Genomic DNA, 20,121 nt, shown 5'->3' on the forward strand with positions numbered 1-20,121 from the left:
TATAGGGTCGGGCTCGATGCTTGTCTAGGACCAACACTGGATTACCCGTAACCGGTTCCAGCCGGGAGGTAATGTTCAAGACATGGGAAACACCGAACATATTCTGGTCACAGGCGGCTCGGGACGACTTGGACGCAGCGTTGTCCAAGGACTCCTGTCCGCCGGCCACGCAGTCACTTCCGTTGACCAACGCCTGCCCGAGGCCCCGGAGCCCGGGGCCGAGTACCTCTCGGTCGACCTTCTGGACACCGAGAAAACCCTCGAGGCCTTTGCCTCAGCCCGTCCGGATGCTGTCATCTCCCTGGCAGCCATCGCGGTGCCGTTCAGCGCGCCGGAAGCGGTGATCCTGAAGACCAATGCGACCATCGCGCACAACGTGGCCTCGGCAGCGCTGGAGTCCGGGTGCAAGAAGATCGTGCTGGCCTCCAGCCCCACCGTCATTGGCTATGGGGCACCTGTAGGCTGGTTGCCCGAACGATTCCCGCTGGACGAGATGACCCCGACCTTGCCGTGGCACGCCTATGGGCTTTCCAAGCTGGTGGCCGAGCAGGTCGCGTCGATGTTTGCCGCGGCCAGGGGCAACGAGGCCCGATTCGCTTCTTTCCGGCCCTGCTACGTCATTGCTCCCGAAGAATGGGAGGGTTCACCCACCCAGCAGGGGCATACCGTCACCGAACGCCTCCAAGACCCGGACCTGGCTGCACCCTCGCTGTTCAACTACGTCGACGCCCGGGACGTCACCGATTTCCTGCTGCTGCTATTGGAGAAGATGGATCTCATCGAGAACGGTTCGACTTTCTTCGTGGGCGCGGCCGACGCCCTGGCCACCCGGCCGCTGAACGAATTGTTGCCGCGCTACGTGCCGGGCAGCGAGGAACTGGCGGCCGTCCTGGTCGGGACCTCCCCGGCCTTCAGCATCGAACGTGCCCGCACCGTCCTGGGCTGGGAGCCCAAGCGAAGCTGGCGCACCGAACTTCTCAACCAGCCGGATCCCGGGCTCGGTGCCTGATCAGCCCAGCAGAAGCGTGATCCCCAGCGTCACGGGCAAGGCCAGCAGCGTGCTGCAGAGGACCACTTCACGGGCCACCGTGGTTTCCAGCCGGAACTGCTGGGAAAAGAGAAGCACGTTCTGTGCCGTGGGAAGCGCCGCCATGATCACCACCCCGAGCAGGGCGGTGCCCTGCAACCTGAAAACGAAGGCGGCAAACACCCAGGCCACCAACGGCATGAAGAGCATCTTGAATCCAGTGGCGAGGAAGACCTCGCCACGCAGGGACTTTTCGGCCAGCGGTCGCTGCCCGAAAAGCGCCATGCCAAATGCCATCAACAGCAGCGGGATGGAGGCCTGACCCAACATGTTTAGCGGGATATTGATGACCTCGGGCAGGTGCAGGTTGAAGGCGGCGAAGAGCGCGCCAACGAACGTGGCGATGGTGACCGGGTTGGCGATGGACCTAAGGATGGTCTTGGCCAGCGGGGTCTGGTTCTCCTGGTTTCCTGCGGCCCGGGCCGCCAAGGCAAAGAGACACAGATAGACCGGGGCGATTAGCAGCAGCTGGGCGATGAGGACCGAGACCACCGGGTTGGTGCTGCCCACCGCGTAGAGCGCCAGCGGGACGCCGATGTTTCCGGCGTTGACGTAGCTGGTGGACATGGCGGCACCGGGAAGCCGGGTCGCCGGAACCTTGAGGAACAGCTTGGCGCACAGTGCGTAGAGGCCGCCGGTCAGCGCAGCGGTGATGAGCGCTATCGGGGTAAACACTCCGATCACGGAGCGCAGGTCGGTCTCGGCAAGCAGGGTGAACATCAGCGCAGGGTTGGTGATGTAGTAGATCAGCGGCGTCAACCCGGCGGCAATCGATTCGCGCTTGCGCGGCAAGAACCGCGCGGTGGCCAGCCCGATGAAGATCAGGGTCAGCACGACCGTGAAGCCCTGGAGCACTCCCTGCACATGGCCTCCCGAGATGGCGTAGAGAAAGCGGGCGCGATCCGCACCCGCGCTTAAGCATGGCAGGGACGCGGGGAACGTTCCGACGAACGTTTCCCGCGTCCCTGCCTTCTAAACGGTGTTTTGCAAGGTCTGCGTCAGCGGACCAGCGCCGGGGACTTCGCGTTGAATTCCCATCCGGGAATCAAGTACTGCATCGACGCCGCGTCGTCGCGCGAGCCCAGCCCGTGCTGCAGGTAGAGCTCGTGGGCCTCGGCCAGCCGCGTGCGGTCCAGGGTGACGCCCAGGCCCGCCCGCGCGGGCACCTTGATCTCGCCGTCGCGGATCAGCAGCGGCTCCTCGGTCAGCCCCTGCCCGTCCTGCCAGATCCAGTGGGTGTCCAGAGCCGTGATCTCGCCCGGCGCCGCGGCACCGACCTGCGTGAACATGGCCAGGGAAATGTCGAAGTGGTTGTTCGAGTGCGAACCCCACGTCAGTCCGAACTCGTTGCAGAGTTGGGCCACGCGCACGGATCCCGCCATGGTCCAGAAGTGCGGGTCGGCCAGCGGGATGTCCACGGCGTTCGTGCGCACCGCGTGGGCCATTTCTCGCCAGTCGGTGGCGATCATGTTGGTGGCCGTCTGCAGGCCGGTGGCTCGGCGGAACTCGGCCACCACCTCGCGCCCGGAGAACTTGCCCTCGGCACCGCAGGGGTCCTCGGCGTAGGCCACGACTCCGGCCATGCGCTTGCCCAGTCGGATGGCGTCCTTGAGCAGCCAGCCGCCATTGGGATCCAGGGTGATGCGGGCCTCGGGGAAGCGCTGCTTCAGGGCGATGACCGCGTCGACCTCGGCATCGCCTTCCTGCACGCCGCCCTTGAGCTTGAAGTCCTTGAACCCGTAGCGTTTTTGCGCGGCCTCGGCGAGCCGGACGATGGCCGCCGGGGTCATGGCCACTTCACGGCGCACTCGCTCCCAGTCATCGGTGCCGTGGGGTTCGCGCAGGTAGGGCAGATCGGTGTCATCCGGGTTGCCCACATAGAAGAGGTAGCCGAGCATCGGTACCGCATCGCGCTGCTGCCCGTCGCCCAGCAGCTCCGCGACGGGAACGCCGAGGAACTGGCCATGCAGATCCAGCAGCGCCGATTCGATGGCAGTGACCGCATGCACCGTGGTGCGCAGGTCGAAGGTCTGCGCGCCGCGCCCGCCCGCGTCGCGATCGGCAAATTTGGTGCCGACTTCGCGTAGCAGCGAGCGGTAGCGTGCCACCGGGGCGCCGAGGAGCAGTTCGCCGGCCTCCTCGATGGTGCTGCGGATCGCCTCGCCGCCGGGCACCTCACCGAGGCCCGTGCGGCCGTCGGAGTCGGTGATGATGGCGATGTTGCGGGTGAAGAACGGGCCGTGGGCGCCGGAGAGGTTCAGCAGCATCGAGTCGTGCCCGGCAACCGGGACCACCTCGATGGCTGCGATGGTGGGTTGCTTGGTGCTCATGCTTGTTCTCCGGCGGTCTTCAGGGTGCCGTCGATGCGACGGGTCAGCTTCCAGGGGTTGGCCTGCTGCAGAGGGGCGGGCAGCAAGGAGTCCGGGATGTTCTGGTAGGCGACCGGGCGCAGGAAGCGCTCGATGGCCAGGGTTCCGACCGAGGTGGTGCGGGTGTCCGAGGTTGCCGGGAACGGTCCGCCGTGGACCATGGCGTGGCCGACCTCGACACCGGTGGGCCAGCCGTTGACCAGGATGCGTCCGGCCTTGCGCTCCAGGATGGGCAGCACTGCGGCGACCAGCTCGTGGTCGGAGTCGTTCAGCTGCAGGGTCGCGGTGAGCTGACCCTCCAACTTGGACAGTGCGGTGGCCAGGTCGACAGCGTTCTCGTAGCGGATGACCAGGGAGGCGGCGCCGAAGATTTCCTCGTGCAGCACCGGGTTCTCCAGCAGCTGTGCCACCCCGGTGGAGAAGATCGAGGGGGCCGGGGCATTCTCGCCCGTCCCCTGCTTGCCGCGGCCCAGGACCTCGACGCCGGGCTGGGATCCCAGGTTGTGGACACCCTGGACCCAGGAGTTGAAAATGCCTTCGGTGAGCATGGTTTGTCCGGCGGCGTTGGCCGTCTCGGTGCGCAGGGCCTCGGCGAACTTGTCGCCTCGTTCCCCGGCCGGGACAAAGACCAGGCCCGGGGCGGTGCAGAGCTGGCCGCTGGATCCGGTGACCGAGCCCAGGTAGGCCTTGGCGTGTCCGGCGGCGTCCTCGCCCAGTGCCCCGGCGAAGAAGATGACCGGGTTGATGGAGCTCATTTCGGCGTAGACCGGGATCGGTTCCGGGCGTGCGGCCGCGGTGGCCATCAGCGCGGTGCCGCCACCGCGGGAACCGGTGAAGCCCACGGCCTTGATGCGCGGGTCCGAGACCAGCGCCTGGCCGATGCTGGCGCCCGGCCCGTAAACCAGTGAGAAGATGCCCGGATGCAGGTTCGCCTCCGTGATGGCGGCGGTGATGGCCCGCCCCACGATTTCGCTGGTGCCCGGGTGGGCGTTGTGGGCCTTGAAGACCACCGGGCAGCCGGCGGCCAGGGCCGAGGCCGTGTCCCCGCCGGCGGTGGAGAAGGCCAGCGGGAAGTTGGACGCACCGAACACCGCGACCGGACCCACCGGGATCTTGCGCTGGCGGATGTCCAGCCGCGGCAGCGGCGTGCGCTGGGGCAACGCCGGGTCGATCCGCACCCCGTGGTGGTCGCCCGCCCGCACCACCTGGGCGAAGAGCCGCAACTGGTTGCAGGTGCGAGCGCGCTCGCCGGTCAGCCGCGCCTCCGGAAGCCCGGTTTCCGCCATGGCCCTGGCCACCAGTTCCTCGCCCACGGCCTCGATGTTCGCGGCGATCGCCTCGAGGAACGCGGCGTGGGTTTCCGGATCAAGGGAACGGAAGGACTCGAAGGCGTCCTCGGCCGCCGCCGTGGCCAGCCGCAGCTGGTCGGTGTCGATCAGCGAGTAGGCCGGGTCGAGCGGTTGATTGGTGGCGGGGTCGAAGCCGCGCACCTCGCCGCCGTTTCCGTCGGTGTGGGCTCCGGCCAGGATGGACTGGCCGGTCAGTTGCTGGGTATCCGTGGACATGCTGCTCCTGCGTCGGAAGGTGGGTATATCGGTGGTGATGTCGGTGCGTCCTGCGAGACCGGACTAGACGGCCGCGGCGGCGGGCATCAGGCCTGCCTGCGTCAGCAATGCGCCCAAATCGGCCAGGTCGGCCTCGGTGAGGTTCTGCAGCGGCGGGCGCACCGGTCCGGCGTCGCGGCCAATGGCCTTCAGGCCGCCCTTGACGATGGAGACGCCGTAGCCTGCCACGCGGTCGCGGATGTCCAGGTACGGCAGCACGAAGCGCTTGAGCTTTTCGGTGACGGCAGCGCGGTCCTGGTTGCGGACGTCCTGGTAGAACTCGAGGGCGAACTCCGGAACGAAGTTGTACATGGCCGAGGAGTAGGTGCTCATGCCCAGCTGCAGCAGCGGCAGGGCGAAGGTTTCGGCGGTGGGCAGGCCACCCAGGTAGAAGAGGCGGTCGCCGTTCTTGGTGTAGACCCGGGTCAGGTGCTCGATGTCCCCGGTGGCGTCCTTGAATCCAATGAAGTTCTCGTGGGTGTCGGCCAGGCGGGCCACGGTGTCGGCCGAGTAGATGGCGTTGGCGCGGTTGTAGACGATGACGCCGGTGGAGGTTGAGGAGCAAACGGCGGAGGCGTGGGCGAACAGGCCGTCCTGGTCGCACTCGGTCAGGTACGGCGGCAGCAACAGCAGGCCCTGGGCGCCGGCGGCCTCGGAGTCCTGGGCGTTGAGGATGGCCTGCTTGGTGGAGCCTCCGGCCGAGCCGAGCACCGGCACGCGTGAGCCGGCTTCCTCGACTGCCATGCGCACCACGCGGGCGGATTCCTCCGGGGTGAGGGTGAAACCCTCGCCGGTGCCGCCGGCGGCGAAGAGGCCTGCGACGCCGAAGCTGGACTGCCAGTCGAGGTGGCGGCGGTAGGCGGCCTCGTCGATTTCCAGGTCGGCATCGAATGCGGTCACCGGGAAGGAGAGCAGCCCGTCCTTGAGCGTGGTGGCAAGTTCGGCGGGGGTGTACGTGGCCATGGGGATACTCCTAAAGCTGGGCGCCTCCACGACGACGTGGATTGGTGGCGACGGACGATGGTGTTGTTCGTTGACCCCAGCCTAGGTAGCACTATCGATGCATGTCCAAGCCCATATTTGTATTGACTGATACTCGTTGGGTATCACAAAGCCTTACTCCGCGGCCCGCTCTCGGACGACTTCCAAAAGGCTCGTGATCGCAGGGTTCCGGATTTCGCGGTTCCAGATTGCGTGCATTTCCACGATGTCGCCTTCGACCCCGGCAAGCCGAAGGTAATTGACCCCGTCGATCCCCAGCGCCATGGAGGATTCGGGCACGAATGCGACCCCGCGGTTCGCCGCCACCAGCGCGATCATGGTGAGGATCTGGCTCACGGTGTGGACGACATTCTTGTGTTCGATGGCCATGTGGCGGACGGCTAGGTCGTAGAAGTATCGGGCCTGGGTGGGGGAGTGCATGATCAGCGGAGCATCGCGCAGGTCTGCTGCGGTGACGGGTCGCTTGAGTTGGTTGAGCGGGTGGTTGGTGGGTGTCGCCAGCATGAGGTTCTCGGAAAAAAGTAGTTGGGATTCGAAGATGTCGGCATCAAACGGAGGCCGGGCCAGGCCGAGATCCAGGTCCCCGTCAACCAGGGCCTGGATCTGCTCGCCGGTGACCAACTCCCGCAGATCGATGTCGATCTCCGGCATGTGCTCGGCAATCTCCGTCAGGAGGGGGCCGAGCAAGGTGTATCCGGATGCGGCGGTGAATCCGATGCGCAGAATCCCGGCACGTCCCGCGGCAATGCGCCGGGCCATGACCGGCGCCCTGTGTGCCGACGTAATGATGCTTCGGGCCTCGGTGAGGAAGGCCTGCCCGGCCGCGGTCAGCGCAACACGGCGATTGTTGCGGTCCAGGAGCTCCGCGCCGATTTCCTTTTCCAGCTTCTGGATTTGGCGGCTCAGAGGCGGTTGCGTCATATTCAGTCGCTCCGCCGCCCGGCCGTAGTGCAGCTCTTCTGCCACGGCGATAAAGCTGCGTGCTTGTTCCAATGTAAACATGATGCCTTCCGGGTATCACTCAATGCAGTATTGGGCTTGGACATGCATCATACTGACTTCCTAAGCTCGGTGTTCTACGGGGCAGGCGTGATGCCGTTCACATGATGAAACATCTAGGCCATCCCCCGCGGTTCCACTCGACTCAGAAAAAACGCCCAGGAGCAACTAATGAAGAAGTTCCCCACTCGCCGAACCATCCTTGGAGTCGTCGCTGCCTCCTCGCTACTGGCCATCACTGCATGTGGCGGCAACGTAGCCGGCTCAGCCAGTACGAGCGACACTTTTCCGGCAGACCCGATCAACCTGACGGTCGGGGCGGCGCCCGGCGGATCCACCGATCTCATCGCCCGCGCCCTGGCAAACAGCGCAGGCACCGACCTCGGAGTGCCAATGCCCGTGGTCAACAAGCCCGGTGCCAACGGCGCACTGGCCATGAAGGAGCTCGAAGGCAAGCCCGCCACCGGCTACGACCTGGCCACCCTGAACGCTTCGCTGATCACCATCACCCCACTGGCCGTGGGTGAAGCCGAAGCCGTCACCCTCGACGATGTGGACGTCCTCGTTGGCCTGTCCCAAGACGACTACGTGTTGGTGGCCAACCCTGCGGCGGGCGTCAAATCCATCAAGGATATCGTGGCGGCCGGGGACAAGTTCACCTACGGAACCACGGGCGTGGGAACGGGTTCACAGCTGGCCCAGGCGGTCCTGTTCAAGCAGGCCAAGATCGGTGGAACCGAGGTTCCTTTTGACTCCGGTGCACCGGCGGTGACTGCGGTCCTGGGCAACCAGGTCCAGCTTGCAACCGTCCAGCTTGGCGAAGCCAAGGCCCAGATCGATGCAGGAAAGCTCGTGCCGATCGTCGTGTTCTCCACCGAGCGCAACAAGTTCCTCCCGGACGTTCCCACCGCCACCGAAGAAGGCTACGACGTCCCGGTCTCTCAGTACCGCGCGGTGGTGGCACCCAAGGGTACGCCAGACGCAGTCAAGGATCGCCTCGTGAAGTCGTTCGAAGCCGCATTCAAGACCGAGGAATACCAGGACTTCAACGAAAAGAACCTGTTGACTCCGCGCGAGATCAGCGGTGAAGAGATCGTGACGGAATGGACCGCCTTGGCCAAGAAGTACAAGGCCTTGGTCGATGAACACGGAATCTCCCTTTCCGGCAAGTAGAAAAACGATGCGGCAGACTCAACATTCTTCAGGAGCGACAATGACCAAAGCACCAACCTCGGAGCCGGACAACGCTCCATCCGTTGACGTTGACGATGCCCTGACACCCGAGGAACTGGCGGCGCAGTGGGAGGCCGAGGCACCGCCTGCGGGCGGGCGCGCCGCCAGTTTCTTCTCCACCCTGGTTGCCGTAGCCATCGGAGTGGCGGGCATGCTGCTTTCCTGGCAACTGGGACTTGGCAGCCCCGCCGAACCGGCACCGGGCATGTGGCCGTTTGCCGTCTCGGTCGCCTTGACCTTGGTCAGCCTCGCCCAGCTTGTGGCGGGCCGACAGGGCGGGGCGGGCGAGAAGTTCTCCAAGCTCTCGTGGCTTCCGCTGATTGGCATCCTGACCCTCGTGGGCATGGTCGCGCTGATGCCCGTTATCGGGTTCGAGATCCCGTCCCTGCTCCTGAGCCTCGTTTGGATGAAATTCCTCGGCGGAGAGTCCTGGCGTTCCGCGGTCCTGTATTCGCTGATCGTCGTGGCCGCCTTCTACGGCATCTTTATCCTCGCCCTCGGAACCAGCATCCCCCACCTCTTTTAGCTTCACCCGATCGAAGGTCAACCCATGGATTTTTTCCAGCCAGTCTTGGATGGTTTTGGCGTAGTCCTAGACCCCACCAACCTGCTCTATTGCCTGCTCGGCGTCGTGATCGGCATGCTCATCGGCGTCCTGCCCGGGCTCGGCCCGGCGGCAACCATTGCCATCCTGCTCCCGCTGACATACGGCGTCGAGCCCGTCACGGCAATCATCATGCTCGCCGGCATCTTCTACGGTGCCCAATACGGCGGAACCATCACCTCGGTGCTGTTACGGCTTCCCGGCGAAGCCAGCTCGGTGGTCACGGTCTTTGACGGGTACATGCTCGCGAAACAAGGCAGGGCCGGCACCGCGCTGGGCATTGCCGCCATCGGTTCATTCATCGGCGGCACCGTAGGCATCATCGGCCTGACATTCTTTGCCCCCATCGTTGCCAAGTTCGCCCTGGACTTCGGCCCGCCGGAATATGCTGCGCTGGCGCTGTTGGGCATTCTGCTTGTGGCCACCATCAGCAACGGCAACAAGCTCAAGGCCGTCATTGCCGCGGCCGTAGGGCTGTTGCTGGCAACAGCCGGACGAGACATCTTCACCGGCGCCGAACGCTTTACATTTGGGAATCTCTCCCTGGCCGACGGCATCGACTTCGTTCCGGTGGCCATGGGACTCTTCGGCCTGGGTGAAATCCTCTACAACCTCGAGGAACGCCACCGCGCCGCCTCGGCCCCGATCGCCGTGGCCAACGCCTGGCCCTCGCGCAAAGACCTCAAGGATGCTTCCGGTGCCATCGGGCGTGGTTCGGTGCTCGGCTTCTTCCTGGGAATCCTGCCCGGCGGTGGCGCAACGATTTCGTCGTTGGCGGCATACGCAACGGAAAAGAAACGCGCCAAGGATCCCTCCCGATTCGGCAAGGGCGCCATCGAGGGTGTTGCCGGCCCGGAGACCGCGAACAACGCGGCGGCCACAAGTTCATTCATCCCGTTGTTGACACTTGGCATCCCGGCGAACGCCACCATGGCGCTGATGTTCGGGGCGTTGCTGATCCAGGGAGTGACACCTGGCCCGCAACTGGTCGAGGAACACCCCGACCTTTTCTGGGGCGTGGTGAACTCGATGTACATCGGGAACATCCTGTTGCTGATCATGTCGATCCCGTTGGTGGGCCTCTTTGTCAAGATCCTGCGCGTCCGCGCAGCCATCCTGGCCCCGATCACCGCGTTGATCACAATGCTTGGCGCCTACACGATCAACAACTCCATGTTTGACGTGGTGTTGGTGGTCTTCTTTGGCGGCGTTGGCTACCTGATGAAGAAGTTCGGATTCGATCCGGGCCCACTGGTCCTGGCTTTCGTGTTGGGTTCCCTGCTGGAATCCTCGATCAGGCGCTCGTTGCTGGTCCTGGACGGAAACATCGGCGGGTTCATGACCCGACCGATCTCGGCCACGCTCATCGTGGCATTCGTCATCGTGGCGGTCTGGCCGATGGTCCAGAGCGCCCTCAAAAACCGCAGAAAGTCCGTGGTTTCGGAATCAATTAAGGAAAAAGTATGAGTATTCTGGTTGGCTACGTACCCACCCCCGTGGGTGAAGCCGCGGTCGATACCGCCATTGCCGAGGCAAAGCTGCGGAACGAAAAGTTGTTCGTCGTTAATTCGGCGCGTGAGGGAGTACTCGTGGACAAATCGGTTGCCTCTCCCGATGATTTGGACCGCGTCGAGAAAGCTGCCTCGGCGGCCGGAGTGGACGTCATGCTCCTGTCCTCCACCCATCGGGAGGACCTCGCCTCTGAAATTCTGGAACTGGCCGAAGAACACGATGTGTCGTTGATCGTCATTGGCTTGCGACAGCGTTCGCAGGTGGGAAAGTTCATCATGGGTTCCCACGCACAACGGATCCTCCTGCAAGCCGACCGGCCCGTCTTGGCCGTCAAGGCAAAGAATCCGGACTTCTAGACTCCCTGGACACAACACGGCTGTGGCCGCTTCCCTACCTGGGAGGCGGCCACAGCCGTGTAGTCGGCACGACGCGCTGTGGATTCCCTCGCGATGTTTCTCGAAGGACGAGGCACCGAGGTTCGCGTCGGCAAGTCATGCAGGAAAAATGCCGGTTGCCTACGTATTCGGGCCTCGAGGAGCTGGAGTCATCGGCGCTCTCGCGAGACATCCAACGACGACTGTGGGCCCGCTGTAAGAGCGGGCCCACAGGCGTTCCAACCCAAGAACTTCTTTGCCCTCTCGGGTTGTCCTATCGAGAGCTCTATCGGGTCACCAGCGCGGACTTGCGAGCTCGTATTCGGGGTGCAGGCGCTGCATGTATCCGGTGTCATCCCGTTCGGTCATGCCGCAGTCCAGGTACTGCTGGTGAAGGCGTTCAAGCTGGGCTTCGTCCAGCTCGATTCCCAGCCCGGGTGCCGTGGGGACCGCAACGGAGCCGCCGCAGAACACCAAGGCACCGGGGACGATGACGTCGTCCGCGGCGTCCTTCCATGGCCAGTGGGTGTCGCAGGCGTAGTCGAGGTTCGGGGTGGCCGCGGTCAGGTGGACCATGGCCGCCAGCGAAATGCCTAGGTGCGAGTTTGAATGCATGGAAAGTCCCAAGTTAAAAGTCTGCGCAATGCCGGCTAGGTTTTGGCTACGGCGCAGGCCTCCCCAGAAATGGTGGTCCGAGAGCACGACATCGACGGAGCCGGCCTCGATGGCCGGCGGCAAGTCGGCGAAGCTGACGACGCACATGTTCGTTGCCAGCGGCATGGAGACGCGCTTGCGGACTTCGGCCATGCCGTCGAGGCCCGGTGTAGGGTCCTCCAGGTATTCGAGAACACCATCCAGTCGCCTGCCGATCTCAACCGAGGTCTCCACGCTCCAGGCGGCGTTGGGGTCGATGCGCAGCGGGAGATCGGGGAACTCCGCGCGCAGCGCCTCGATGGCGGCGGCTTCCTGCTCGGGGGCAAAGACCCCGCCCTTGAGCTTCAGCGCGGTGAATCCATAGCCATCGACCATGGTCCGGGCCTGGCGCACGATGCCCGCAGGGTCCAAGGCCTCGCCCCAGGCGTCGTCTTCCTGGCCGGGATGCCCGGCCCACTTGTAGAACAGGTACCCGCTGAAGGGGATGGAATCGCGCACGGCTCCTCCCAACAGTGTGCTGACCGGGACTCCCAGCAGCTTTCCTTGGATGTCCAAGGCCGCAACGTCAAAGGGCGAAAAGACGCGGTCCACGGTTGAAGACCCCGTGACCATGCCACTCATTCCGTGGCCGCCTTTGACGCTGTCATTCTCCAGCGCCGCGGCGATGCGCCCTCGAATCACATTGATGTTGAAGGCATCGGCGCCGCGCACCGCGTCGGCCGCCAGTTTCAGGCGCTTGAGGTGTCCTGCATCCCCATACGTTTCCCCGAGGCCTGTGACGCCGGTGTCGGTATGGACCTGGATGATCGCGCGCAGCGCGAATGGCTCATGCACGCCCACGGCGTTGAGTAGCGGCGGATCGGCAAACGCGACGGGTGTGATGGTCACGTCCGTGATTGACGCGGTCTGCACCTCGGCGGAGTCAAGATCAAGTGTTTGTGCGTCGGTGCGCGGCATCGATGTGTCCTATTCGTCGGAAGACCTAGTAATTCTCCTTCCACGCTAGGTGCGGGTGCATCGGGAAGTCCAAGACGAAAATGGCACCGTGTGATGCCGTGCGGGCATGATCGGCAGAGGCAGTTAATCCGGTCCGCGGTCCAATCACCAATCCAACCGCAGGTGTCCGCCAACCTGCTCTCGCACTCGGGCTAGGGCGGCGGGGTCTGCATTCAGCTCGCTGCCCAGGTCCGGCATGTCCGTCCGCAGCGCTGCCAGCCAGGCCGGGTAGCGCTCGGGGAAGCTGCGCTTCAGCAGGTCCAGCACCAGGCCCACCGACGCAGACGCCCCGGGGGAGGCACCCAACAGTGCCGCCAAGGAACGGTCTCCGGTGAGTACGACCTCGGTGCCGAATCCGGCGATAGCCCCGGCACCATCGACACGCTTGATGACCTGGACGCGTTGCCCGGCCTTCACCAGCTTCCAGTCCTCGGCTCGCGCGTGGGGAACAAACACCCGCAGTGCCTTCAGGCGTTGTGCCGGGGTGGTGAGGATCTGTGACACCAGGTAGCGCACGAGGTCCAGGTTGGTGCGTGCGGCCGAGAGCAAGGTTGCCAAGTTTCCACGGGTCACAGACCTGGCCAGGTCCAGCAGCCTGCCGCGCTTGAGGAAGCGCGGCGAGAACGCGCCAAACGGGCCAAACATCAGGTACTCCTGGCCGTCAAGAACCCGCAGGTCCAGGTGCGGCACGGAAATCGCGGGTTCGCCGTCGGCAGGGTGCCCGTAGACCTTGGCCCGATGCTGCTTGATGAGCTCGGCATTGTCGGTGCGCAGGAACAATCCGCTAATCGGGAATCCGCCGATGGCGGCGGTTTCGGGAAGGCGTGCGGTCTGGAGTAGCGGGAGAGTGCCGCCGCCGGCCGCGACGAAGACATACGTGGCAGTCAGCTCGCGATCGCCGTTGGCTCCCTGGGCGCGGATCCGCCAATTTTCGGTTTCCGGGTCCCGGGAAATGCCGCGCACCCGGGTTTCCAGCTGCAGATCGACGCCAGCGGCCGTGGCATCGGCCATGAGCCGGGAGGTCAGGGAGCCGTAGTCCACATCGGTGCCCCGCAGGCTGCGGGTGGCGGCAACGTCATCGGTCGCCTCGCGGCTCTGGAACATCAGGGGAAGCCATTGGCGCAGGGTTTCGGGGTCATGCGTGTATTCCATGGAGTCGAACAGTCGGTGCGCGCTGAGCGCGGCATGCCTGGTGCGCAGGACCTCGGTCCATCGGCCGCGGGCAAAGCTGCAGTGGGGGACGCTGCGGATGAAGTCGGTCGGCGCACCCAGGCGTCCACGAGCCGCAAGGTGCGCCCAATATTGTGCCGAGACGAGGAACTGTTCGTGGATGACCAAGGCATCGGCCGGATCGATGCTGCCGTCGGCCGCGGCAGGTGTGTAGTTGAATTCGCACAGGCCGGCGTGTCCGGTGCCGGCGTTGTTCCAGCCATTCGAACTCTCGGTACCGACGACCTCCAGAGCCTCAAGCACGCCTATGCGCCAACCGGGTTCCAGGGTGGCCAGCAGCCCGGCCGCCGTCGCCCCCATGATCCCGGCTCCAATGATGAGGACATCAAATTGATCGGTGGTTCCAAGAGTCTTCATTGGGGCTGTTTCCTTCTTATGGAGGCGGGGCCGGCCCGCTTAGGGAGTGGGTGTGGCAACGCCGGCTTCGACTTCGAGCCGGTGCAGCGAGTTTGCCAGGTGCACACGCATTGCCGCGGCGGCGGCCATGGCATTGCCCGAGGCAATGGCATGGCGAATGCCCAAATGCTCGGTCGCAACCTGTTCCAGGCGGGAGTCGGGGATGGAATCCCGTGATTTCAGGCGTTGGAGCGGCATGGCGATCATGGCCGGACCGAGGTGGCGCACCGCATCCAGGAAGTAGGGGTTTCCGCTCCCGGCCGCCACGGCGGAATGGAATTCGAAGTCACAGCTCATGGAGCGCGAGGCGTTGGTTCCCGCCTTCCTGAACGCCTCAAGCGCCGCGTCGAGAGCGGGCAGGGTGTCGGCATTCGCCGTGATCGCCGCGGCGGCTGCCGCCTCGGATTCCAGACCCATCCGGAATTCGAGCAACTGCCGGCGTTCGGCAAGGGTCCGCGGGACCCGCGCCTGTGCACCGGTTTCCGGGGCCGGGGGAGTCAGGGCAAAACTGCCGGCACCGCGGCGCGTGTGGACCAGTCCTTCGGCCTGCAACCTGGTCAGCGCCTCGCGCACCACGGTGCGGGAGACGGCGTGCTCGGCGATCAGGGCATTCTCGCTCTGGAGCTTGTCGCCCGGGGCGATGAGTCCTGTGCTGATCTGCCCGCGGAGGTGCTCAACCAGGCCGGCCGTCAGATTGGGTTTCATAGGATGAATGCTTTCACGCGCGCCGCGGCCGGGAGCTTAGGCTCGGCCGAACTCGATGGTGTCGGTCGTCCAGGCGCGGGCCTGGTCGCTGAAGGTGAAGCCGAGTCCCGGGCGGTTCGGAACCAGCATGCGCCCGTCCTTGGTCTCGAGACGCTCGTTGAACAGCGGGTCCAGCCAGTCGAAGTGCTCCACCCAGGGTTCGCGCGGGTAGGCCGCTGCGAGGTGCAGGTGGATCTCCATGGCGAAGTGAGGTGCCAGGTCCAAGCCGGCCTGGTCAGCGAGCGTGGCCAGGCGCAGGAACTGGGTGATGCCGCCGATACGCGGGGCATCGGGCTGGATGATGTCGCAGGCGCGGGTGGCAATGAGGCGCTCGTGTTCGGCCACGGAGGCCAGCATCTCGCCGGTGGCAATTGGGGTGTCAAGGGCAGCGGCGAGTGCGGCGTGGCCCTCGGCGTCATAGGCATCGAGCGGTTCCTCGATCCAGACCAGGTCGAACTCCTCGAGCTTGCGCCCCATGCGCAGCGCTGTGGCGCGGTCCCACTGTTGGTTGGCGTCCACCATCATCGGCACGTCCGGGCCGATGTGCTCGCGCACCGCGGCGACTCGGCGCAGGTCCTCGGAGGAATCGGGCAGGCCGACCTTGATCTTGATGCCGCCGATCCCTTCCTCGATGGATTGGCTGGCGCGGTCCTTGACCTCGGCGATGGAGGCGTTGAGGAAGCCACCGGAGGTGTTGTAGGTGCGCACCGAGTCGCGGTGCGAGCCGAGGAACTTGGCCAGCGGCAGGCCGGCGCGCTTGGACTTCAGGTCATAGAGTGCGATGTCGAGGGCGGCGAGGGCCTGAGTGGCGACACCAGAGCGTCCCACCGAGGCGCCAGCCCACAAGAGCTTGGTGTAGAGCTTGGCAATGTCATTGGGGTCCTCGCCGATCATGGTCTCGGCGACTTCCTTGGCGTGGGCGAACTGTGCCGGTCCGCCGGCGCGCTTCGAGTAGGAGAAGCCAAGGCCTTCGTGGCCCTGCTCGGTCTTGATCTCGGCGAAGAGGAAGACGACCTCGGTCATGGGCTTCTGGCGCCCGGTGAAGACCTTGGCATCCGAGATCGGTGTGGCCAGGGGCAACCGGGCGGTGGACAGCTTGACGTGGCGAATGGCATCGGGGGTGTAGCTCATGGCGGGTCTGTGCTCCTGGGGAGGGAATGGTGAAACTGTGTCGGTGAATACAACTTATCGTACAAGTTGCAAACTTGTAGCACAAGTAGTTTCGGGGAAGTTTTTCAGCCCGAGCTCACCCCGGTTCCCATCCATGCCCATGGGGGAAATGCCCGTGGCCCACCCGGAACACCGGGTGGGCCACGCGTGGAATGGGATGCCTACGGGACGGGAGTGACGAGCTCTCCGGATTCCACGTAGCTGCGCAGGTTGTCCAGCACCAGCGCCGCCATGTCGGCGCGCGTCTCGTGCGTGCCGCTGCCCAGGTGCGGCAGCAGGACCACGTTGTCCAGGGCAAGGAGCTCTTCGGGAACGTGCGGTTCGCTCGCGAACACGTCCAGCCCGGCTCCGGCGATCCCGCCATTTTGCAGGGCCGCCACCAGTGCCGGTTCGTCCACGACGCTGCCGCGGGCAATGTTGATCAGGAAGCCCTTCGGGCCAATTGCCTCCAGCACCGTCGCATCGACCAACCCGGCAGATGCGGGGCCGCCTGCCGCCGCCACGATCAGCACGTCGGTGGCCGCGGCCAGGGCCGCCGCCGAGGGGTGGTAGGTGTAGGCACTGCCGTTGATTTCCGAGCGGTTGTGATAGTGGATTTCGCAACCGAAGGCCTCGAGCCGCTTGGCGATTGCCGCGCCGATGCGCCCCAGCCCCAGGATGCCCACGCGCTTGCCGCTGGCGCGGGTGGCCAGCGGGAAGTTCATGCCGGTTGCCCAGGTGCCTGCGCGCACGAAGCGCTCGGCGGCGCTCAGTGAGCGCAGGGTGTCGAGGTAGAGGCCCAGTGCGGTGTCGGCGACACAGTCGGTGAGCACGTCCGGGGTGTTGCTGATTGGGATGTTGCGTTCGGTGGCCTGGGCGACATCGGTGGCGTCGTAGCCGACCCCGAAGTTCACGATGGCCTCAAGGTTTGGCAGGCGCTTCATGAGGTCGGCGTCGACGCCGATTTTTCCCGAGCACACGGCGACACGGATCGACTCGCCGTGCTCGGTCAGGAATTCCTCGCGGGAGGCTCCGGGCTCGGGGAGCACCAGGGCGTCGTAGTCGTCAACGAGCGCCTTGGCGACCGTGGGGTTGACCGGGCCGACGCGCATGATGGCGTTCCCGGATATGGGGCTGGGGTCGCGCCGCGTGATGGCGCTGGTATCTGCTGACATGCCTGAATCCTAGGGAGACGCAAGCATGCGCGTCCAACACGCAGAATGCATGGATCAATACCGTTGGGGCATTGGTTCCCCGTCAGCCGCGTGATGTAGCGGAAGTCACAATGCGCATCGAAAGCCGATCGGGACCAACCGGCTCAGAACCGCGAGTTCATGCGGAAGCGGACCCTTGACGGGCCTTGGTTCCGGCGTCAAGGCTATGGGGACACGACCGGCAGATCCCCTCGCATTGGTCGTTCACACTCGTCCACTTCGCTCACCGCAGAGGAAACACCGATGTTTTTTTCCAGCAAGGCAACGACCCCCGTGACCCGCACCCGTCGACTCTCCATGGCCGTGGCCGCCGGCGCCCTTTTGGGCGTCACGGCACTGTCCGGCTGCTCCGTGGCCAATTCCTCGGGGGCCGCCGGTTCCTCGGGGGCCGCCGGTTCCTCGGGAGCCGGCGCACCGGCGGCCGGTGACACCCTGCGCGTGGTCCTGCAGCAGGAGCCCCCGACGCTGGAGGCCTGCGAATCGAACCTCACCAGCACCGGCGTGGTCGTGCGTTCGACCATCACCGAACCGCTGATTGAACGCAACCCGACCTCCGGTGAGCTCGAGCCCAAGCTGGCCACCGAATGGACCAGCACGGACGACACCATCTGGACCCTGAAGCTGCGTGAAGGCGTGAAGTTCCACGACGGATCCGAATTCACCGCCGAGGACGCCGCAGCGACCATTGACCGCGCCGTCAACGGCAAGCTCGGTTGCAATGTCGAGGGCTACGTCTTTGGCGACGACGACCTGAAGGTCAAGGTCGTCGACGACACTACCCTGACGGTCACCGCCCCAAAGGCCGACCCCATCCTGCCGCTGCGTCTCTCCTTCCTCGAGGTCGTGCCCGCCGAGACCTCCACCACCGAAAAGGTGCGCGAACCGATCGGCACCGGCCCCTACAAGCTCGAGAAGTGGGACGCCGGCCAGAGCATCAACGCTTCGGCCTTCGCCGACTACTGGGGCGAGGCCCCCGCCTTCCCGAAGGCCAACTACCAGTGGAGGAGCGAGGGCAGCGTCCGGGCCGCCATGGTCACCTCCGGCGAGGCGGACATCGCCACCGGCCTGAGCCCGGAAGACAACATCGGGGACCTGGGCGTTTCCTACCCCAACAACGAGACCGTCGCGCTGCGCATGCACGCCGACAAGGCGCCGTTCACCGACATCAAGGTCCGCCAGGCCGTGAACTACGCCATCGACAAGGAAGCCATCGTCGCCTCCCTCTACGGCGGACGCGACAAGGCCGCTGCCCAGCTGGTACCCGAGGGCGTCGTGGGGCACAGCGAGTCCCTCCCGGTCTGGCCGTACGATCCGGAAAAGGCCAAGGCCCTGGTCGAAGAGGCCAAGGCAGCCGGCGCTGACACCTCCGCACAAATCAGCCTGGTCGTGCGCTCCGCGCAGTTCCCCAAGATCGAGGAACTGGGCCAGGTCATCCAGGAACAACTGACCCAGGCCGGCCTGAACGTGAAGCTGAAGATGCTCGAGACCAGTCAGCACCTGACCTACCAGGTCCGCCCGTTCCCCACGGATGACGAGGGTGCCATCATGCTGATGACCCAGCACGGCAACCAGGCCGGCGACGCCGCCTTCACCGTCGACCAGTACATGATGACCAAGGGCGCGCAGTCGGCCTTCGGCACCGCGGAGCTCGACAAGCTGATCAAGACGGCCGACGCCGCCACGGGAGATGACCGCCAGGGCGCCTTCGAGAAGGTCTTCGCGTACCAGAACGACAACGTGGTGCAGTTCGCCCACATTGCCCACCAGACCGGCATGCTCGGTGTGGCAGGCACGGTGGACTACGAGCCGAACTCCTCCTCGGGTGACGAACTGCGCCTGGCCGAAGTCACCAAGGGCCAGTAGTTCCCCTTCCAAAGCCTTCGCAAGGCACCGGCAATCAAGAATTCGACGGAAAGCAACCTGGATAATGCTCACCTATTTGCGTAAACGGATTATCTCCTCCGCACTGCCGCTGGTGGTCGTGGTGGTGGGAGTCTTCGCCCTGGCCCGGATGACCGGAAACCCGGCAAGCCTCTACCTGCCACTGAACGCCACCGACGCGATGCGCGCGGACTTCATTGCCAAGAACGGCCTGGACCAACCCGTCCTTCTCCAGATGGCCGACTACTTCGGTGGTCTCTTGCGATTGGATTTCGGAACCTCGCTGCGTACCGGGGAGGATGCCGCGGCCATGGCGCTGCGCGCCTTCCCGGCCACGCTGCAACTGGCCGCGATGACCATGGTGATCGCCATTGTGTTGGCGATCATCGTGGGCTCCGCAGCCGCCCTGAAGCCCAATGGAGTGCTTGACCGCTTCGCGTCCTTCGTCTCCATGGCCGCCGCTTCGATCCCCGACTTTTGGCTGGCCATCGTTGGCATCTGGGTCTTCGCCATCTACCTGGGCTGGCTGCCCACCTCCGGCGTAATGGGTGCCGCGGCCTGGGTGCTGCCCGTGGCAACACTGGTGATGCGGCCCTTCGGGGCGCTGGTCCAAGTCATCCGCGGCGCCATGGTCACCTCACTCTCCGAGCCCTACATCAAACTCGCCCGCTCCAAGGGCGCCAACGAATACCGCGTGGTCACCGGGCACGCCCTGCGCAACGCCGCGGCCCCGGCCCTGACCGTGGCCGGGGACCTCACGGTCGGGCTGATCAACGGTGCCGTGGTGGTGGAGACCATCTTCGGCTGGCCGGGCATCGGCAAGTTGATGATCGACTCGATCCTGCAGCGCGACTTCGCCGTCCTCCAGGCTTGCGTGCTGCTCACGGCCCTGGCGATCTTCGTGCTCAACATCGTGATCGATGTTGGCTACGCGCTGCTGGACCCGCGGGTCCGTCCCACCGCGGGGGCCAGGGCACGGCGCAAGGCACGGGACCTCACTCCCGGGCCCGATTCCACCACCCCCAGTGAACCCAACGTCCCTGCCGCCGCCGGCGCGAACGTCTAGGAAAGAC

17 protein-coding genes are annotated in these 20,121 nt (G+C 65.1%); 7 read left to right on the forward strand and 10 right to left on the reverse strand.

What is annotated here, in order from left to right:
• Window positions 1-82: 82 nt before the first annotated feature.
• Window positions 83-1,009 carry an NAD(P)-dependent oxidoreductase gene (locus OIU93_RS04165; protein ID WP_264268820.1) on the forward strand — a complete coding sequence of 309 codons (927 nt, stop codon included), beginning with the start codon at window positions 83-85 and terminating at the stop codon, window positions 1,007-1,009.
• Here OIU93_RS04165 and OIU93_RS04170 read toward each other — a convergent pair whose 3' ends face one another.
• The 5 genes from OIU93_RS04170 to OIU93_RS04190 all read right to left on the reverse strand — a co-directional run bounded on the left by OIU93_RS04170 (window position 1,010) and on the right by OIU93_RS04190 (window position 7,064).
• Entirely contained in the window at window positions 1,010-1,951 is a 942-nt protein-coding gene (locus tag OIU93_RS04170; protein WP_264268821.1) for an AEC family transporter, read from the reverse strand.
• A gap of 134 nt (window positions 1,952-2,085) precedes the next feature.
• The gene (locus tag OIU93_RS04175) at window positions 2,086-3,417 is read right to left on the reverse strand and encodes an enolase C-terminal domain-like protein (protein ID WP_264268822.1); all 1,332 of its coding nucleotides are present in this window, start codon (window positions 3,415-3,417) and stop codon (window positions 2,086-2,088) included.
• A complete protein-coding gene (locus tag OIU93_RS04180; RefSeq protein ID WP_264268823.1) occupies window positions 3,414-5,021 on the reverse strand; it encodes an aldehyde dehydrogenase (NADP(+)) in 1,608 nt (535 codons plus the stop codon). Before OIU93_RS04180 ends, OIU93_RS04175 begins: the two co-directional genes overlap by 4 nt.
• A 63-nt stretch (window positions 5,022-5,084) precedes the next feature.
• Window positions 5,085-6,023 carry a 5-dehydro-4-deoxyglucarate dehydratase gene (locus OIU93_RS04185; RefSeq protein WP_264268824.1) on the reverse strand — a complete coding sequence of 313 codons (939 nt, stop codon included), beginning with the start codon at window positions 6,021-6,023 and terminating at the stop codon, window positions 5,085-5,087.
• A 153-nt stretch (window positions 6,024-6,176) separates the two neighbouring features.
• On the reverse strand, window positions 6,177-7,064 hold the full coding sequence (locus OIU93_RS04190) for a LysR family transcriptional regulator (protein WP_264268825.1): 888 nt from the start codon (window positions 7,062-7,064) through the stop codon (window positions 6,177-6,179).
• Window positions 7,065-7,232: 168 nt separating this feature from the next.
• On the opposite strand from OIU93_RS04190, the gene OIU93_RS04195 reads away from it, so the two are divergent.
• The 4 genes from OIU93_RS04195 to OIU93_RS04210 are packed head-to-tail and all read left to right on the forward strand — an operon-like array spanning window position 7,233 to window position 10,766.
• On the forward strand, window positions 7,233-8,234 hold the full coding sequence (locus tag OIU93_RS04195; RefSeq protein WP_264268826.1) for a tripartite tricarboxylate transporter substrate binding protein: 1,002 nt from the start codon (window positions 7,233-7,235) through the stop codon (window positions 8,232-8,234).
• A gap of 40 nt (window positions 8,235-8,274) precedes the next feature.
• Window positions 8,275-8,820, forward strand: coding sequence for a tripartite tricarboxylate transporter TctB family protein (locus OIU93_RS04200; RefSeq protein ID WP_264268827.1), 546 nt, complete (start codon window positions 8,275-8,277; stop codon window positions 8,818-8,820).
• A 24-nt stretch (window positions 8,821-8,844) separates the two neighbouring features.
• Window positions 8,845-10,365: a tripartite tricarboxylate transporter permease gene (locus tag OIU93_RS04205; protein WP_264268828.1), complete on the forward strand. Its 1,521-nt coding sequence runs from the start codon at window positions 8,845-8,847 to the stop codon at window positions 10,363-10,365.
• A complete protein-coding gene (locus tag OIU93_RS04210; RefSeq protein ID WP_264268829.1) occupies window positions 10,362-10,766 on the forward strand; it encodes a universal stress protein in 405 nt (134 codons plus the stop codon). The genes OIU93_RS04205 and OIU93_RS04210 overlap by 4 nt, the downstream gene beginning before the upstream one ends.
• A gap of 312 nt (window positions 10,767-11,078) precedes the next feature.
• On the opposite strand, the gene OIU93_RS04215 is transcribed toward OIU93_RS04210, so the two are convergent.
• The 5 genes from OIU93_RS04215 to OIU93_RS04235 all read right to left on the reverse strand — a co-directional run bounded on the left by OIU93_RS04215 (window position 11,079) and on the right by OIU93_RS04235 (window position 17,128).
• Window positions 11,079-12,395: a glucarate dehydratase family protein gene (locus OIU93_RS04215; RefSeq protein WP_264268830.1), complete on the reverse strand. Its 1,317-nt coding sequence runs from the start codon at window positions 12,393-12,395 to the stop codon at window positions 11,079-11,081.
• Window positions 12,396-12,539: 144 nt separating this feature from the next.
• Window positions 12,540-14,021: a malate dehydrogenase (quinone) gene (gene mqo / locus OIU93_RS04220; protein ID WP_264268831.1), complete on the reverse strand. Its 1,482-nt coding sequence runs from the start codon at window positions 14,019-14,021 to the stop codon at window positions 12,540-12,542.
• 39 nt (window positions 14,022-14,060) lie between these two features.
• Window positions 14,061-14,765, reverse strand: a complete 705-nt coding sequence (locus tag OIU93_RS04225) for a FadR/GntR family transcriptional regulator (RefSeq protein WP_264268832.1) — start codon at window positions 14,763-14,765, stop codon at window positions 14,061-14,063.
• Between the two features lie 36 nt (window positions 14,766-14,801).
• Window positions 14,802-15,935 (reverse strand): mandelate racemase/muconate lactonizing enzyme family protein, encoded by a 1,134-nt coding sequence (locus tag OIU93_RS04230; RefSeq protein ID WP_264268833.1) that lies wholly within the window; start codon window positions 15,933-15,935, stop codon window positions 14,802-14,804.
• Window positions 15,936-16,135: 200 nt separating this feature from the next.
• Complete coding sequence (locus OIU93_RS04235) at window positions 16,136-17,128, reverse strand: 2-hydroxyacid dehydrogenase (protein ID WP_264268834.1); 993 nt, start codon at window positions 17,126-17,128, stop codon at window positions 16,136-16,138.
• 282 nt (window positions 17,129-17,410) lie between these two features.
• Here OIU93_RS04235 and OIU93_RS04240 point away from each other — a divergent pair, with 282 nt between their 5' ends.
• Together OIU93_RS04240 and OIU93_RS04245 are read left to right on the forward strand one after the other, a co-directional pair.
• Window positions 17,411-19,030: an ABC transporter substrate-binding protein gene (locus tag OIU93_RS04240; RefSeq protein ID WP_264268835.1), complete on the forward strand. Its 1,620-nt coding sequence runs from the start codon at window positions 17,411-17,413 to the stop codon at window positions 19,028-19,030.
• Window positions 19,031-19,106: 76 nt separating this feature from the next.
• Complete coding sequence (locus OIU93_RS04245) at window positions 19,107-20,114, forward strand: ABC transporter permease (RefSeq protein WP_264268836.1); 1,008 nt, start codon at window positions 19,107-19,109, stop codon at window positions 20,112-20,114.
• Window positions 20,115-20,121: the final 7 nt, after the last annotated feature.

This window comes from Paeniglutamicibacter sp. ZC-3 (assembly GCF_025847175.2).
Taxonomy (GTDB): Bacteria; Actinomycetota; Actinomycetes; order Actinomycetales; family Micrococcaceae; genus Paeniglutamicibacter; species Paeniglutamicibacter sulfureus.